We start from the raw sequence: 14,397 nt of genomic DNA on the forward strand, positions 1-14,397 counted from the left end.
GGGTGCGTACAGGGGATCAGTGGGGAGCGGGCGTTGCGCTTGCGGTCCTCAGGCGCTGGCGAGGCGCTTGAGTGCATACAGGCGTTCGAGCGCCTCACGCGGACTGAGTGTATCGGGGTCGAGCTCTGCCAGTGCGCTGAGCACGGGGTGCGACAAGGCCTCGTCCTGCGCGGGCTCGGGCAGCGAGGCAAATAGGTCGGCCTGCGGGCCCGCATCGATCTCGCGGTTCTCCAGCGCGCGCAGGCGGCGCTTGGCATCACGGATGACGCCGGCCGGGATGCCGGCGAGTGCGGCGACCTCGATGCCGTAGCTCTGGCTGGCGGGTCCCTCTTCCAGGGCATGCAGAAAGACGATGCGGTGACCATGCTCGACCGCATCCAGATGCACGTTGGCACACTCCGGGTAGTCGCCGTTGAGCCGGGTGAGCTCGAAGTAATGGGTCGCGAACAGGGTCAGGCTGCGGTTCTTCTCCAGCAGCTGACGCGCGATGGCGAAGGCGAGCGCCAGGCCGTCGAAGGTCGAGGTGCCGCGGCCGATCTCGTCCATCAGCACCAGGCTGTGTTCGGTGGCGCCGTGCAGGATGGCGGCGGCCTCGGTCATCTCGACCATGAAGGTCGAGCGCCCAGAGGCGAGGTCGTCGGATGCGCCGATGCGGGTGAAGATTGCATCCAGCGGCCCCAGCGTGGCGCTGTCGGCGGGCACGAAGCTGCCGACGTGGGCGAGCAGGCAGATCAGCGCCACCTGGCGCATGAAGGTCGATTTGCCGCCCATGTTGGGCCCGGTGATCATCAGCATGCGGCGGGTGGCGCCCAGCCTGGCGTCGTTGCGGATGAAGTTGTCGACCTGGCGCTCGACCACCGGGTGACGGCCGCCGCCGATGTGCAGCCCGGGCGTGTCGGTGAAGCGCGGCTGCACGTAGCCGTAGCGCAGGGCCGCATCGGCGAAGGCGGCGAGGGCGTCGAGGGTTGCCAGCGCACGGGCAATCCGCTGCAGGCTCGGGATGTGTTCGGCAAGGGCGTCGAGAATGCCGTCGTAGAGGAGCTTCTCGCGTGCCAATGCACGCTCCTGCGCCGACAGCGCCTTGTCCTCGAAGGCCTTCAGTTCGGGCGTGATGTAGCGCTCGGCGTTCTTCAGCGTCTGTCTGCGGCGATAGTCGTCGGGCACCTTGTCGGCATTGGCACGGCTGACCTCGATGTAGAAGCCATGCACCCGGTTGAATTCCACCTTGAGGCCGGTAATGCCGCTGCGCTCGCGCTCGCGCGTCTCGAGGGCAAGCAGGAACTCGCCGCAGTTGCTCTGGATGTCACGCAGCTCGTCGAGCTCGACGTCAAAGCCGGGGGCGATCACGCCGCCGTCGCGCACCATCGCGGCCGGTTCGGCGGCGATGGCGCGCTGCAGGAGTTCGAGCGGCGCAGGTGCGATGTGGAGCGCGGCGCGCAGTTCGCCGAGCAGGCTGGCTTGGCAGCCGTGCAGCGCGGCGTCGAGTTCGGGCAGGCGGGCGAGGCTGTCGCGCAGCGCGGAGAGGTCTCGCGGGCGGGCGCTGCGCAGGGCGATGCGCGCGGTGATGCGCTCGACATCGGCCACGCCACGCAGCGTGCTGCGCACCGTGGCGGCGAGCTGCCCGTCGCGGCTGTCGATGCCGTAGTCGGTGCGCTCCCCGACCAGCTCGGCGACCGCGGCCTGGCGTGCAGCGGGCACGGCACGCTCGCGCAGCGGGTGGTGCAGGGCGTGGCGCAGCCAGCGCGAGCCCATGCTGGTGGTGCAGCTGTCGAGCAGCGACAGCAGCGTGGGTGCCGGCTCGCCGCGCAAGGTCTCGGTGAGCTCGAGATTGCGCCGGGTGGCGGCATCGAGCCGCAGGTATTCGGACTCGCGCTCGACGCTCAGCCCGGTGACGTGGGCGAGGGTCTGGCGCTGTGTGGCCTGGGCGTAGTCGTACAGCGCGGCGGCGGCGGCGAGCGCCACCGGCAGGTCCTCGACGCCGAAGCCGGCGAGGTCGCGCGTGCCGAAGTGGGCGGTGAGCAGGCGGGTACCCGTGTCGGCATCGAATTGCCAGTCGGCCAGCTTGCGCAGCGCCGGCGCCAGGCTGTCGAGGAGGGGCAATGCAAGCCCGTCGGGAATCAGCACCTCGGCCGGGCGCAGACGCTCGAACTGGGTCTGCAAGGCCTCGGCGGGGCACTGCATAAGGCGGAAGTCCCCATTGGCGAGATTGAGCCAGGCGAGGCCGAGCACCCCGCGGTGCAGGCTGGCGGCGAGCAGCAGCGCGTCGCGGCGATCATCGAGCAGGGCGGCGTCGGTGAGTGTGCCGGGCGTCACGATGCGGCTTACCGCGCGCTCCATCGGCCCCTTGCTCGTGCCGGGCTCGCCCACCTGCTCGGCGATCACCACCGATTCGCCGAGCTTGACCAGGCGCGCAAGGTATTGCTCGACCGCGTGAAAGGGCACGCCCGCCATCCGGATCGGTCTGCCACCCGACTGCCCGCGCGTGGTGAGGGTGATGTCGAGCAGGCGGGCGGCCTTCTCGGCGTCCTCAAAGAACAACTCGTAGAAGTCGCCCATGCGGTAAAAGAGCAGGGTATGCGGATGCTGCGCCTTGAGCCGCAGATACTGCTGCATCATCGGCGTGTGGGCAGCGATCTCGGCCTCGCCCATGCTGGAGGCAGGCGCCGCGGTGCGAGCGGCCGAGTTCGTGTCGTGGGAAGAGCGGAGTGCCAACCGAAACCTCTCGCGTGCTTTGTTGTCGTCAGTGGGAGCGTGATTGTCGATGGACCCGTGGCTGCCCTGGCCGCCACGAAGAGGAGGAACGCCGGCTGTGAGCCCTGCCGAATCGGATACGCGCAGCATCGGCCGCAAACTCGGCCTGCTGGCTTCGCTCGCCTTTCTCGGGCTGGGCTGGGTGAGTTTCGATTCGGTGCTCGAGCAGCGCGACAACCCCAATCGAAACCTGGTGGTGGCGCCCGGCGCAACCGAGCTGGTGCTCAAGCGCAACCGCTTCGGTCATTACGTCGCGCCCGGGCAGATCAACGGCCAGCCGGTGAGCTTCCTGCTCGACACCGGTGCCACCCAGGTGTCGGTGCCCGCCCATCTGGGGCCGGTGCTGGGGCTCCAGCCCGGTGCCGCCGGCTCGGTGCTGACCGCCAACGGCAGCGTTACGGTGCGCCAGACGCGCATCGAGGCGCTCACGCTGGGCCCGTTCGAGGTGCGCAACGTGAGCGCTCACCTCAACCCCGGCATGCGCAGTGACGAGGTTCTGCTCGGCATGTCGGTGCTGCGTTACCTCGAGTTCACCCAGCGCGGAGACACGCTGAGCCTGCGCATCCCCGGCTCCTGATGGATTCAGGCCTGCATGCCCGCCGGCCGATAGGCCTGGATGATGGGCAGCATCTGGCCGAAGATCTTCGGCGAGCCGGCGACGACGTTGCCGGTGGTCAGGAAGTTGCCTTCGCCGGACAGGTCGGACACGAGGCCACCCGCTTCCTGGATCAGCAGCACGCCGGCGGCCATGTCCCACGGCGACAGGCCCATCTCCCAGAAGCCGTCGAGGCGGCCGGCAGCGACGTAGGCGAGGTCCAGCGCCGCGGCGCCCGGGCGACGGATACCGGCGGTCTTTTGCGTCAGCTCCTTGAACATCGCCAGGTAGGCGTCGACCTGGTCGAACTTGCGGAACGGGAAGCCGGTGCCGATCAAGGCCTCGTTCAGGCGAGTGCGGCGCGACACGCGGATACGGCGGTCGTTGAGGAAGGCGCCGCTGCCGCGCGAGGCGGTGAACAGCTCGTTGGTGTTCGGGTCGTAGACCACCGCGTGCTCGAGTACGCCGTTCTTCGTCTGCGCGATGGAGACCGCGTATTGCGGAAAGCCGTGGATGAAGTTGGTCGTGCCGTCGAGCGGGTCGATGATCCAGTTGAACTCGCTGTCGGGGCCGGACTCGCCGGACTCCTCTGCTAGAATCCCGTGCCCCGGGAAGGCGTCGCGCAGCACTTCGATGATCGCCTGCTCGGCGGCGCGATCCACCTCGGTGACAAAATCATTGGGCGACTTTGACTGCACGGTGAGCAGGTCGAGCTGGGTCGAAGCGCGGTTGATGACGGTCGCGGCGCGACGTGCGGCCTTGACGGCGATGTTCAGGGTGGGATGCATGCGAAGCGATCTCGGTTAAAGAAGCGGGGCCTGCGATGCCGCGTGGCGGCGCTCTTGGATCGCCGTCGAACGCAGATTCCAGGCAGGCAACCCGGCAGAATTCGGAAAGCGTGGAATCTTAATATGAATCGCCCCCTCGCGCTCGATCGCATCCGCGTCGTGCTGTCGCGCACCAGCCATCCCGGAAATATCGGCGCTGCCGCGCGCGCCATGAAGACCATGGGCCTGCGCGAGCTGTGGCTGGTGGCGCCCGAGTCCTTTCCCGATGAGGTTGCGACCGCGCGCGCCTCGGGTGCGCTCGATCTGCTCGAGTCGGCGCGCGTGGTGCCCAGCTTGCAGGACGCGCTCGCCGACACCGTGTTCTCGGCGGCGCTCACTGCGCGCCGGCGCGAACTGTCGCTGCCCCGCCTGCCCGCGCGCGAAGCGGCGCTCGAGCTCGTCGCGCGCTGTGCCGAAGGCAGGGTGGCGCTGGTGTTCGGCAACGAGACCAGCGGCCTCACCAATGAAGAAGTGGGGCTGTGCAGCATGCCGGTGACGATCCCCACCGACCCCGAGTTCTCCTCCCTCAATCTGGGCGCGGCGGTGCAGGTGCTGGCCTACGAGATCCGCCTGGCGGCGCTCGGTGCTACGGTGGGCATGGCGCACGACGCACAGGGCGAGCCCGCCACCCACGCCGACTTCGAAGGTTTCATGGCCCACCTCGAGCGTGTGGTCACCGCCAGCGGCTTTCACGATCCGGCCAATCCGAAGCGGCTGCTGCCGCGCATGCGGCGGCTGTTCAACCGGGTGCGGCTCGAGCGCGAGGAGTTGGCCATCCTGCGCGGGATGTTGACGACCTTCGAGCGCCCCAAGCGTCGCGGTTGAGCCCGTGCGCAGCGCGTAATTGCCGCTTGATCAGCCGTCGGCTTTGAGTTTGCGGCATTAAGTCGATTAAAATTGTCGGGAATTGAGCGGTGCGCCGCGCGCGATGGTTTTACCTCCAGGCGCGGAGATGCGGCGTGTGTCTGCTCGATCGCGCGGGCGCATCAGCATCAAGGGGGTCGGCGCCATGCCTTTCCCTCGAGACCTCCTTTTTCACCTTTGCCTTCCGGAGCCCAGTACAAAATGTTCAGCCGTCTGCGTGAAGATCTGGCCAGCGTGCGCGAGCGCGACCCTGCAGCCCGTTCCACGTTGGAGGTGCTGACCTGTTATCCGGGCATCCACGCGCTGATGTTTCATCGGCTGGCGCACGGCGCATGGATCCGCGGCTGGCATTGGGTGGGGCGCTTCGTCAGCCACGTCAGCCGCTTTCTCACCGGGATCGAGATTCACCCGGGGGCCGTGGTCGGGCGGCGCGTGTTCATCGACCACGGCATGGGGGTGGTGATCGGCGAGACGGCCGAGATCGGCGATGATTGCACCATCTATCAGGCGGTGACCCTGGGCGGAACCTCGCTCTACAGGGGCACCAAGCGCCATCCGACGCTGGGTCGGGGGGTGGTGGTCGGTGCGGGGGCGAAGGTGCTCGGAGGATTTACGGTCGGAGACGGTGCCAAGATCGGCTCCAACGCCGTGGTCGTGAAGCCGGTGCCGGCGGGCGCGACCGCCGTCGGCAACCCCGCCCGCGTCGTTGACCCTGATCGCGATGCCGCACGCGAGCAGAAGGCCGAGCAGATCGGCTTCAGTGCCTATGGGGTGACGCGCGACATGGATGACCCGATGGCCAAGGCCCTGCATGGCCTGCTCGACCATGCCGTGGAAACGGACCGGCGCCTGCAGGCCATCATCGCCCGCCTCGAGGCCGCTGGTGTCAAGCTCGATGAGGCGGTTGGCCCAAGCGACGATTTCGACGCCAACCGGCTGTCGAAGATGGTCGATTGACGGCGATCTGTCGCGTCCGTGGGGCGGTTCTGCACCAAATGGATGGAGTTGGCCCGAGTAGTTGACCGTTTTTGTCGGGATACGTATAGTCGACCGAAACGTTAAGGTATTCGACGGGCGGGGCATTTTGCGCTCTCGGACCGTTACCGGGATCCATCAGGAGCGAACATGAGATTGACGACCAAGGGGCGTTTCGCCGTGACGGCAATGATCGATCTGGCGGCACGCCAGACCGACGGGCCGGTGACGCTGGCCGGGATCGCCGAGCGCCAGAGCATCTCGCTGTCCTATCTCGAGCAGTTGTTCGGCAAACTGCGCAGGCATCAGCTGGTCAGCAGCATTCGCGGGCCGGGTGGCGGTTATCGCCTCGCTCGTGAAATGGACGCGATCACGGTGGCGGACATCATCATTGCCGTCGACGAGCCGCTCGATGCGACCCAGTGCGGGGGCAAGGAGAACTGTCACGACGCCCATCGCTGCATGACGCACGACCTGTGGGCCAACCTCAACAAGCGCATGTACGCCTATCTGGATTCGGTCACGCTCGAGGCCCTGGTGAATCGTCAGGTGCGACCCGATGCCGACATGGCCGTGTTGAAGAACATCCGTCGTCGCGCCACGCTGGCGACGAGCACCGTGGCTGCGGTCTGAGGCCTGTCGATGAGTTTTGCCCCGGTCTATCTCGACTGGAATGCCACCACGCCGCTCGATGCGGTGGTGCGCGAGGCGATGCTGCCCTGGCTCGGCGCGGCTGACCCGGTCCGCTTCGGCAACGCCTCGAGTCGTCACGAGTATGGGCGTCAGGCGCGTGCGGCGGTGGACGAGGCGCGGGCGCGGGTCGCGGCCGCAGTGGGCGCGCACGCGACCGAAGTTGTATTCACCAGCGGTGGCTCGGAAGCGAACAACCTGTTCCTGAAGGGCGCGGCGGCGACCACGAAGCCGGGATTGGTGGCGGTGAGTTCGATCGAGCACCCCTGCGTGCGTGAGCCCGCGCGGCAACTGCAGCGTGCAGGCTGGTCGCTGCACGAGATTGCGGTCGACGATCAGGGCCGGATCGATGCTGACGACTGGCAGTCGGTGCTTGCGGCCAGGCCGCGCCTGGTGTCGGTGATGCTCGCGAACAACGAGACCGGCGTGATCCAGGATGTGGCTTCTCTGGCTGCACAGGCAAAGGCGGCCGGAGCGTGGTTTCATACCGATGCGGTGCAGGCGCTGGGCAAGCTGGCGCTGGACTTCCGCGCGCTCGGCGTGCATGCGATGACGCTGTCTGCGCACAAGATCGGCGGTCCGCTTGGCGCGGGTGCGCTGGTGGTTGACAAGCGGGTCGAGCTGGCACCGCTTATTGCCGGCGGCGGCCAGGAGCGGGGCTTGCGTTCGGGTACCGAGAACGTGGCCGCGATCGTGGGCTTCGGGGTCGCCTGTGAGCGCGCGCGCGCCGTGCGCGAGGCCGAGGCGATGCGGCTCGGACAGCTGCGCGACGACCTGGAGGTCGCCCTCACGCAGTGCGGAGCGCAGGTCTTTTCGGCGGCGGCGCCGCGACTGCCCAACACGGTGTTCTTTGCCGTCGCGCAGCTCGACGGCGAGACGCTTGTCGGCAAGCTCGATCGCGCGGGCTTTGCCTGTGCGAGTGGCTCGGCCTGTTCGAGCGCCAACCCGGAGCCCTCGCACACGCTGCTGGCGATGGGCGTGGCCCCCGAACTCGCCCGTGCCGCGCTGCGGGTGAGCCTTGGTCGCGGCACGACTGCGGCCGATGTGCGGCAATTCATGAATACCTTCGCCCGTGTCGTGGGCGAACTGAAGAACCTGGCATCGGTGAGCACCTGAGCCTCACCGGCCTGAACCGATCAACACCCGAACAACGACTCTGCGGAGAGACTCAATGAAGTTCCCGATCTATCTCGACTACTCGGCCACGACCCCGGTGGATCCCCGAGTGGCGGAAAAGATGATTCCCTGGCTGACCGAGCATTTCGGCAATCCGGCAAGCCGCTCGCATGCCTACGGCTGGGAGGCCGAGAAGGCGGTGGAGGACGCGCGCGAGCAGGTCGCCGCGCTGGTCAATGCCGACCCCAAGGAGATCATCTGGACCTCGGGTGCGACGGAGTCGAACAACCTCGCCATCAAGGGCGCGGCCCATTTCTACAAGGGCAAGGGCAAGCACGTCATCACGCTCAAGACCGAACACAAAGCGGTGCTCGACACGGTGCGCGAGCTCGAGCGCGAAGGCTTCGAGGCCACCTACCTCGACGTGCAGGAGAACGGTCTCCTCGATCTCGACGTCCTCAAGGCGGCGATTCGGCCGGACACCATCCTGGTGTCGGTGCTGTTCGTGAATAACGAGATCGGCGTGGTGCAGCCGATCGCCGAGATCGGCGAGATCTGCCGCGAGAAGGGGATCATCTTCCATGTCGATGCCGCCCAGGCGACCGGCAAGGTGGCGATCGACCTCGAGCGCCTGAAGGTGGACCTGATGAGCTTCAGCGCGCACAAGACCTATGGGCCCAAGGGTATCGGTGCCCTCTACGTGCGTCGCAAGCCGCGTGTCCGCCTCGAGGCGCAGATGCACGGCGGCGGCCATGAGCGCGGACTGCGTTCGGGTACGCTGGCGACGCACCAGATCGTCGGCATGGGCGAGGCTTTCCGGATTGCCCGCGAGGAGATGGCGACCGAGAATCTGCGCATCGGCAAGCTGCGCGACAAGCTGCTGGCCGGGCTCACCGACATCGAGGCGACCTATGTCAATGGCGACCTCGAGCAGCGCGTGCCGCACAACCTGAACATCTCCTTCGCCTATGTTGAAGGCGAGTCGCTGATCATGGCGATCAAGGACATCGCGGTGTCGTCCGGTTCGGCCTGTACCTCGGCCAGCCTCGAGCCCTCTTACGTGCTGCGCGCGCTCGGTCGCAACGACGAACTCGCCCATAGCTCGATCCGCTTCTCGATCGGCCGCTTCACCACCGAAGAAGAGATCGACTACACAATCGAGCTGCTGCACAAGAAGATCGGCAAGCTGCGCGAACTGTCGCCGCTGTGGGAGATGTACCAGGACGGCGTCGACCTCGACACCGTGCAGTGGGCCGCCCACTGAAAACGCATCCCGAGCGTTGCCACGCACGATTGATCGCACCGCTGCCACCGTGCAGCGGTCAAAAGAATACTGAACACCCCTGACGGAGAGAAAATCATGGCATACAGTGAAAAGGTCCTCGACCACTACGAGAATCCGCGCAACGTCGGCTCCTTCGGCAAGGACGAGGACGGCGTCGCGACCGGTATGGTCGGCGCGCCGGCCTGCGGCGACGTGATGAAGCTGCAGATCAAGGTGGGCAAGGATGGCGTCATCGAGGACGCCAAGTTCAAGACCTACGGCTGTGGCTCTGCCATCGCTTCGAGTTCGCTCGTCACCGAATGGGTGAAGGGCAAGACCATCGACCAGGCGCTCGAGATCAAGAACACGCAGATCGCCGAGGAGCTCGCCCTGCCGCCGGTGAAGATCCATTGCTCGATCCTCGCCGAGGACGCGATCAAGGCCGCGGTGGCCGATTACAAGAAGAAGCACGAGGCCTGAGCGGCATCTACAGAACAGGAGAAGACATGGGCGTCACGCTATCTGAATCCGCTGCCCGCCACGTATCGAACTTCATTGCCAAGCGCGGCAAGGGCTTCGGTATCCGCCTCGGCGTAAAGACTTCGGGCTGCTCCGGCATGGCCTACAAGCTCGAGTTCGTCGATCACACCGAGAACGAGGATCTGGTGTTCGAGAGCCACGGCGTCAAGGTCGTCATCGACCCGAAGAGCCTCGCCTATCTCGAAGGCACCGAACTCGACTTCGTCAAGGAAGGGCTCAACGAGGGCTTCAAGTTCAACAACCCGAACGTGAAGGACCAGTGCGGGTGCGGCGAAAGCTTCAACGTCTGAGCGCGGGCCGATGAGCATCGACCTCACGCAGGACTTCTTTGCGCTGTTCGGTGTGCCGCGTCGCTACGAGATCGACGACGCGGCACTCGAGGCGGCGTGGCACGAGTTGCAGTCGCAGGTGCATCCCGATCGCCACGCGCACCTCTCCGATGCCGAGAAGCGGCGCTCGATGCAATGGGCGACGCGGGTGAACGAAGGTTTTCGCACCCTGCGCCAGCCGCTCACGCGTGCGCAATACCTGCTCGAGCTCGCCGGTGTCGACGCCGGGCTGGAGACCAACACCGCGATGTCGCCCGAGTTCCTGATGGAACAGATGGAGTGGCGTGAGGCGGTCGAGGAGGCGCGCGCAGCGGCCGAGGTGACCGAGCTCGAGGACCTTCACCGCCGCCTGCTGCAGCACGCGCGCGAGGTACGCGCCGAGCTCGGGCGCCAGCTCGACGATGAACACGACTACGAAGGAGCAGCCGACACCGTGCGCCGGCTGATGTTCATCGGCAAACTCCAGCATGAAATCGACGAGGCGCTGTTGGCCCTCGAAAACTAGAGAGCACGGAACACACCTGATGGCCTTGCTGCAAATCGCCGAACCCGGCATGTCCGCCGAGCCGCACAAGCATCGGCTCGCTGTGGGCATCGACCTGGGCACCACCAATTCACTCGTTGCCACCGTCCGCAATGGGATCGCAGTCTGCCTGCCCGACGACAGTGGGCGCACCATGCTCGCATCCGTCGTGCGCTATGCGGCGGACGGCAGCGTCGATGTGGGTCAGGCCGCGCTCAAGGCGCAGGCCGTCGATCCGCGCAACACCATCGCATCGGTCAAGCGATTCATGGGGCGCGGGCTGAAGGACGTCGCGCACATCGAGACCATGCCCTACGATTTCGAGGACAGCCCGGGCATGCTGCGCCTGCGCACCGTGCAGGGCGTCAAGAGTCCGGTCGAGATTTCGGCCGAGATCCTGCGCCGACTGCGAGAGCGTGCCGAGGCCAGTCTCGGCGGCTCGCTCGTGGGGGCGGTGATCACGGTGCCCGCGTATTTTGACGACGCCCAGCGCCAGGCTACCAAGGATGCCGCGCGCCTGGCCGGGCTCGATGTGCTGCGCCTGCTCAACGAGCCGACCGCGGCGGCGGTGGCCTACGGTCTCGACAACGCGTCCGAGGGCGTCTACGCGGTCTACGATCTCGGCGGCGGCACCTTCGACCTGTCGATCCTGAAGCTCTCGCGCGGGGTGTTCGAGGTGTTGTCGACCAATGGCGACGCTGCCCTCGGCGGCGATGATTTCGATCACCGCCTGTTCTGCTGGATCCTCGACAAGGCGCGGATCTCGCCCCCTTCGCTCGAGGACGCACGTCGTCTGCAGATGAAGGCGCGCGAGGCGAAGGAGTTGCTCACCTCCTGCGAGGAGGCGCCGATCCATGTGCGCCTGGCATCGGGCGAAGAGGTCGACCTCGTGGTCACCCGCGACGAGTTCGCCGACATGACCCGTCACCTGGTGCAGAAGACGCTGACCCCGGTGCGCAAGGCCTTGCGCGATGCCGGCCTCGCCCCGGAGGACATCAAGGGCGTGGTGATGGTGGGCGGCGCGACCCGGATGCCGCACATCCAGCGCGCCGTGGCGGCCTATTTTGACCAGGAGCCACTCACCAATCTCGACCCGGACAAGGTGGTTGCGCTCGGCGCTGCCATGCAGGCCAATGTGCTCGCGGGAAACCGTGCCGCGCAGGACGACTGGTTGTTGCTCGACGTGATCCCGCTTTCGCTCGGCCTCGAGACCATGGGCGGACTGGTGGAGAAGGTGGTGCCGCGCAACTCGACCTTGCCGATCGCGCGCGCCCAGGAGTTCACCACCTTCAAGGACGGCCAGACGGCGATGGCCTTCCACGTCGTGCAGGGTGAGCGCGAGCTGGTGTCCGACTGCCGCTCGCTCGCTCGCTTCGAACTGCGCGGTATCCCGGCGATGGTGGCGGGCGCGGCGCGCATCCGGGTCAGCTTCCAGGTTGACGCGGACGGCCTGCTGTCGGTTTCGGCGCGCGAGATGTCGTCCGGCGTCGAGGCGAGCGTGCTGGTCAAGCCCTCCTATGGACTGTCTGACGACGAGATTGCCGAGATGCTGAAGTCGGGTGCGGAACATGCCGGTGACGACATGCGCGCGCGCGCGCTGCGCGAGCAGCAGGTCGAGGCCGAGCGCGTCATCGAGGCCACCGAGCATGCGCTCGCCAAGGACGGCGCATTGCTCGACGCCGACGAGCGCGCGGCGATCGACACTGCGATCGGCACTCTGCGGGCGCTCCTGGCGGGCCAGGACCATCGTGCGATCAAGACCGGCATCGACGCGCTCGCGCGTGCCACCGACGAATTCGCCGCCCGGCGCATGGACAACAGCATCCGCAGCGCGCTGGCCGGACACAAGGTTGACGAGCTAGAACTTTGACCCAGCGAACCATGACCCAGATTATCGTCCTTCCCCATGTCGAGTTGTGCCCCGATGGCAGCGTGATCGAAGCGAGCCCTGGCACCACGATCTGCGACACCCTGCTCGACAACGGCATCGACATCGAACACGCGTGCGAGAAGTCCTGCGCCTGCACCACCTGTCACGTCATCGTGCGCGAGGGGTTCCAGTCGCTCAACGAGGCCGAGGATGAGGAGGAAGACCTGCTCGACAAGGCCTGGGGCCTCGAGCCGCAGTCACGCCTGTCCTGCCAGGCGCTCGTGGGTGAGACGCCGCTGGTGGTGGAGATTCCGCGCTACACGATCAACATGGCCCGCGAAGGAAAGCACTGACATGAAATGGACCGAAGTTCAGGAGATTGCCATCGAGCTCGCCGACGCCCACCCGGACGTCGACCCGCGTACGCTCAACTTCGTCGACCTGATGAACTGGGTCATTGCCTTGCCCGAGTTCGATGACGACCCCAAGCGCTGCGGCGAGCGCATTCTCGAGGGCATCCAGCAGGCCTGGATCGACGAGCTCGCCTGAGCGTGGTTAGCACGCGTGTGGCCCGTTGCCGGGCGCGCGCATGGTGCTGTCAGTAGGCCCCGCGCAGCTCGGAGTCCGCGGTCTCGTTGAGATCGAGCCAATAGTGGCCGAGCAGGCCGATGGCGCGTTCGAAGCGGTCGTAGTCCACCGGCTTGCGGATGTAGCTGTTGGCGCCAAGACTGTAGGCCTGGCGCAGATCGAGGTTTTCGCGCGAGGTGGTCAGGATCACGACCGGCAGCACCGCCGTGCGGGCGTCGGCGCGGATGCGGCGCAGCACCTCGAGCCCGTCGATGCGCGGCAGTTTCAGGTCGAGCAGGACGACGGCCGGTAACTCCTCAACCTTTCGCCCCGAGTAGGCGCCGTTGGCGAACAGGTAGTCCACCGCCTCCACCCCGTCGTGCGCGACGACCACCGGGTTGTCGATGCGATTCTTGCTCAACGCGCACAGCGTCAGCGCCTCGTCATCGGGGTTGTCCTCCACCAGCAGGATCGGGCGCTCGTTTGGCATCATCAATTCCTTGTCGCGCCGCCTCGCCTTGTCCAGGCGACAAGCATCGGCGCCTAGAGGTCCTCGCGTCGAAGCAGGAACACCATGTCGTCGCCACCGGCGGTGGACAGCCAGTTGAAGGGCAGGTTCGGGAAGGCCTCTTCGACGATTTCGCGATTATGCCCGACTTCGACGGCGAGAACGCCGCCCGGGTTCAGATGATCGGCCGCTTCTGCCAGCAGGCGGCGCACGACGTCGAGCCCGTCCTCGCCCGAGGCCAGCGCCATGCGCGGCTCGTGCAGGTACTCGGCCGGCAGCGCGTCCATCGATGCAGCCGTCACATAAGGCGGGTTGCTCAAGATGAGGTCATAGCGCTGCCCCTGCAGGGCCGAGAAAACGTCGCTGCGCACGAGCCTGATCTGGTCTTCGAGGCCGTAGTCGGTGATGTTCTGTTGCGCCACCTCGAGGGCATCGGCGGACAGATCGGCAGCGGTGATGGCGGCATTCGGAAAAACCTGCGCCATCAGGATCGCAAGGCAGCCGGAGCCGGTGCACAGGTCGAGCGCGCTGCCCACCGCATCGGCATCCTCGATCCACGGGGCGAGGCCGTCTTCGAGCAGCTCGGCGAAGAAGGAGCGCGGCACGATCACGCGAGAATCGACGGTGAATCGGAAATCGCCGAGCCAGGCTTCGCCCAGGATGTAGGCGGTCGGGATGCGCTCGTCGGCGCGCTGCTCGATCGCTTCGAGCAGCGCGACACGTTCGCCACCCGGGATGCAGGCGTCGAGAAAGGGCTCGAGGCGGTCGAGCGGCAGGGCCAGCGTGCCCAGAATCAGCCACACCGCCTCGTCGAAGGTATCGGCCACGCCATGCCCGCAGGCGATGCCGGCGCGGTTGAATCGGGTCACGGCATAGCGCAACCAGTCGCGCACGGTAACCAGCTCGGCGAGCGGGCCATGCTCATGTTCGTGCTCGTGCTCGTGTTCGTCGTCCAGGTGCTCGGCTTGCGTCATCTCG

Annotated in this window: 16 protein-coding genes; 12 read left to right on the forward strand and 4 right to left on the reverse strand. The window is 66.6% G+C overall.

The window, feature by feature from the left end; genetic code table 11:
• Positions 1-48 precede the first annotated feature (48 nt).
• The gene (gene mutS / locus ACMV5O_RS15775; protein ID WP_416164405.1) at positions 49-2,649 is read right to left on the reverse strand and encodes a DNA mismatch repair protein MutS; all 2,601 of its coding nucleotides are present in this window, start codon (positions 2,647-2,649) and stop codon (positions 49-51) included.
• A gap of 160 nt (positions 2,650-2,809) precedes the next feature.
• Between mutS and ACMV5O_RS15780 the strand changes: the two genes are divergently transcribed.
• On the forward strand, positions 2,810-3,328 hold the full coding sequence (locus ACMV5O_RS15780) for a retropepsin-like aspartic protease family protein (RefSeq protein ID WP_416164352.1): 519 nt from the start codon (positions 2,810-2,812) through the stop codon (positions 3,326-3,328).
• A 5-nt stretch (positions 3,329-3,333) separates the two neighbouring features.
• Here the strand turns inward: ACMV5O_RS15780 and ACMV5O_RS15785 are convergent, their stop codons facing one another.
• Positions 3,334-4,134 (reverse strand): inositol monophosphatase family protein, encoded by an 801-nt coding sequence (locus ACMV5O_RS15785; protein ID WP_416164353.1) that lies wholly within the window; start codon positions 4,132-4,134, stop codon positions 3,334-3,336.
• A gap of 123 nt (positions 4,135-4,257) precedes the next feature.
• Between ACMV5O_RS15785 and ACMV5O_RS15790 the strand changes: the two genes are divergently transcribed.
• The 11 genes from ACMV5O_RS15790 to iscX all read left to right on the forward strand — a co-directional run bounded on the left by ACMV5O_RS15790 (position 4,258) and on the right by iscX (position 12,893).
• Positions 4,258-4,998: an RNA methyltransferase gene (locus tag ACMV5O_RS15790; RefSeq protein WP_416164354.1), complete on the forward strand. Its 741-nt coding sequence runs from the start codon at positions 4,258-4,260 to the stop codon at positions 4,996-4,998.
• Positions 4,999-5,238: 240 nt separating this feature from the next.
• Positions 5,239-5,994 (forward strand): serine O-acetyltransferase, encoded by a 756-nt coding sequence (cysE, locus tag ACMV5O_RS15795; RefSeq protein WP_416164355.1) that lies wholly within the window; start codon positions 5,239-5,241, stop codon positions 5,992-5,994.
• A 168-nt stretch (positions 5,995-6,162) separates the two neighbouring features.
• Positions 6,163-6,645 (forward strand): Fe-S cluster assembly transcriptional regulator IscR, encoded by a 483-nt coding sequence (iscR, locus tag ACMV5O_RS15800; RefSeq protein WP_416164356.1) that lies wholly within the window; start codon positions 6,163-6,165, stop codon positions 6,643-6,645.
• A gap of 9 nt (positions 6,646-6,654) precedes the next feature.
• The gene (locus ACMV5O_RS15805) at positions 6,655-7,818 is read left to right on the forward strand and encodes a cysteine desulfurase family protein (RefSeq protein ID WP_416164357.1); all 1,164 of its coding nucleotides are present in this window, start codon (positions 6,655-6,657) and stop codon (positions 7,816-7,818) included.
• Positions 7,819-7,873: 55 nt separating this feature from the next.
• Positions 7,874-9,082, forward strand: coding sequence for an IscS subfamily cysteine desulfurase (locus ACMV5O_RS15810; protein WP_416164358.1), 1,209 nt, complete (start codon positions 7,874-7,876; stop codon positions 9,080-9,082).
• Positions 9,083-9,178: 96 nt separating this feature from the next.
• Positions 9,179-9,562, forward strand: coding sequence for a Fe-S cluster assembly scaffold IscU (iscU, locus tag ACMV5O_RS15815; RefSeq protein WP_416164359.1), 384 nt, complete (start codon positions 9,179-9,181; stop codon positions 9,560-9,562).
• A gap of 26 nt (positions 9,563-9,588) precedes the next feature.
• Positions 9,589-9,912, forward strand: a complete 324-nt coding sequence (gene iscA / locus ACMV5O_RS15820; protein ID WP_324538501.1) for an iron-sulfur cluster assembly protein IscA — start codon at positions 9,589-9,591, stop codon at positions 9,910-9,912.
• A gap of 10 nt (positions 9,913-9,922) precedes the next feature.
• Positions 9,923-10,456: a Fe-S protein assembly co-chaperone HscB gene (gene hscB, locus ACMV5O_RS15825; protein WP_416164360.1), complete on the forward strand. Its 534-nt coding sequence runs from the start codon at positions 9,923-9,925 to the stop codon at positions 10,454-10,456.
• A 19-nt stretch (positions 10,457-10,475) separates the two neighbouring features.
• Positions 10,476-12,344, forward strand: coding sequence for a Fe-S protein assembly chaperone HscA (gene hscA / locus ACMV5O_RS15830; protein ID WP_416164361.1), 1,869 nt, complete (start codon positions 10,476-10,478; stop codon positions 12,342-12,344).
• A gap of 11 nt (positions 12,345-12,355) precedes the next feature.
• A complete protein-coding gene (gene fdx, locus ACMV5O_RS15835; protein WP_416164362.1) occupies positions 12,356-12,697 on the forward strand; it encodes an ISC system 2Fe-2S type ferredoxin in 342 nt (113 codons plus the stop codon).
• Position 12,698: 1 nt separating this feature from the next.
• Positions 12,699-12,893 carry a Fe-S cluster assembly protein IscX gene (iscX, locus tag ACMV5O_RS15840; protein ID WP_416164363.1) on the forward strand — a complete coding sequence of 65 codons (195 nt, stop codon included), beginning with the start codon at positions 12,699-12,701 and terminating at the stop codon, positions 12,891-12,893.
• A 49-nt stretch (positions 12,894-12,942) separates the two neighbouring features.
• Here the strand turns inward: iscX and ACMV5O_RS15845 are convergent, their stop codons facing one another.
• Both ACMV5O_RS15845 and prmB read right to left on the reverse strand, forming a co-directional pair.
• Positions 12,943-13,401 carry a response regulator gene (locus ACMV5O_RS15845; protein ID WP_416164364.1) on the reverse strand — a complete coding sequence of 153 codons (459 nt, stop codon included), beginning with the start codon at positions 13,399-13,401 and terminating at the stop codon, positions 12,943-12,945.
• A gap of 53 nt (positions 13,402-13,454) precedes the next feature.
• On the reverse strand, positions 13,455-14,393 hold the full coding sequence (gene prmB, locus ACMV5O_RS15850; protein ID WP_416164365.1) for a 50S ribosomal protein L3 N(5)-glutamine methyltransferase: 939 nt from the start codon (positions 14,391-14,393) through the stop codon (positions 13,455-13,457).
• Positions 14,394-14,397 lie beyond the last annotated feature (4 nt).

Origin of the sequence: Thauera sp. WH-1 (genome assembly GCF_047806685.1) — a bacterium.
Lineage (GTDB): Bacteria > Pseudomonadota > Gammaproteobacteria > Burkholderiales > Rhodocyclaceae > Thauera.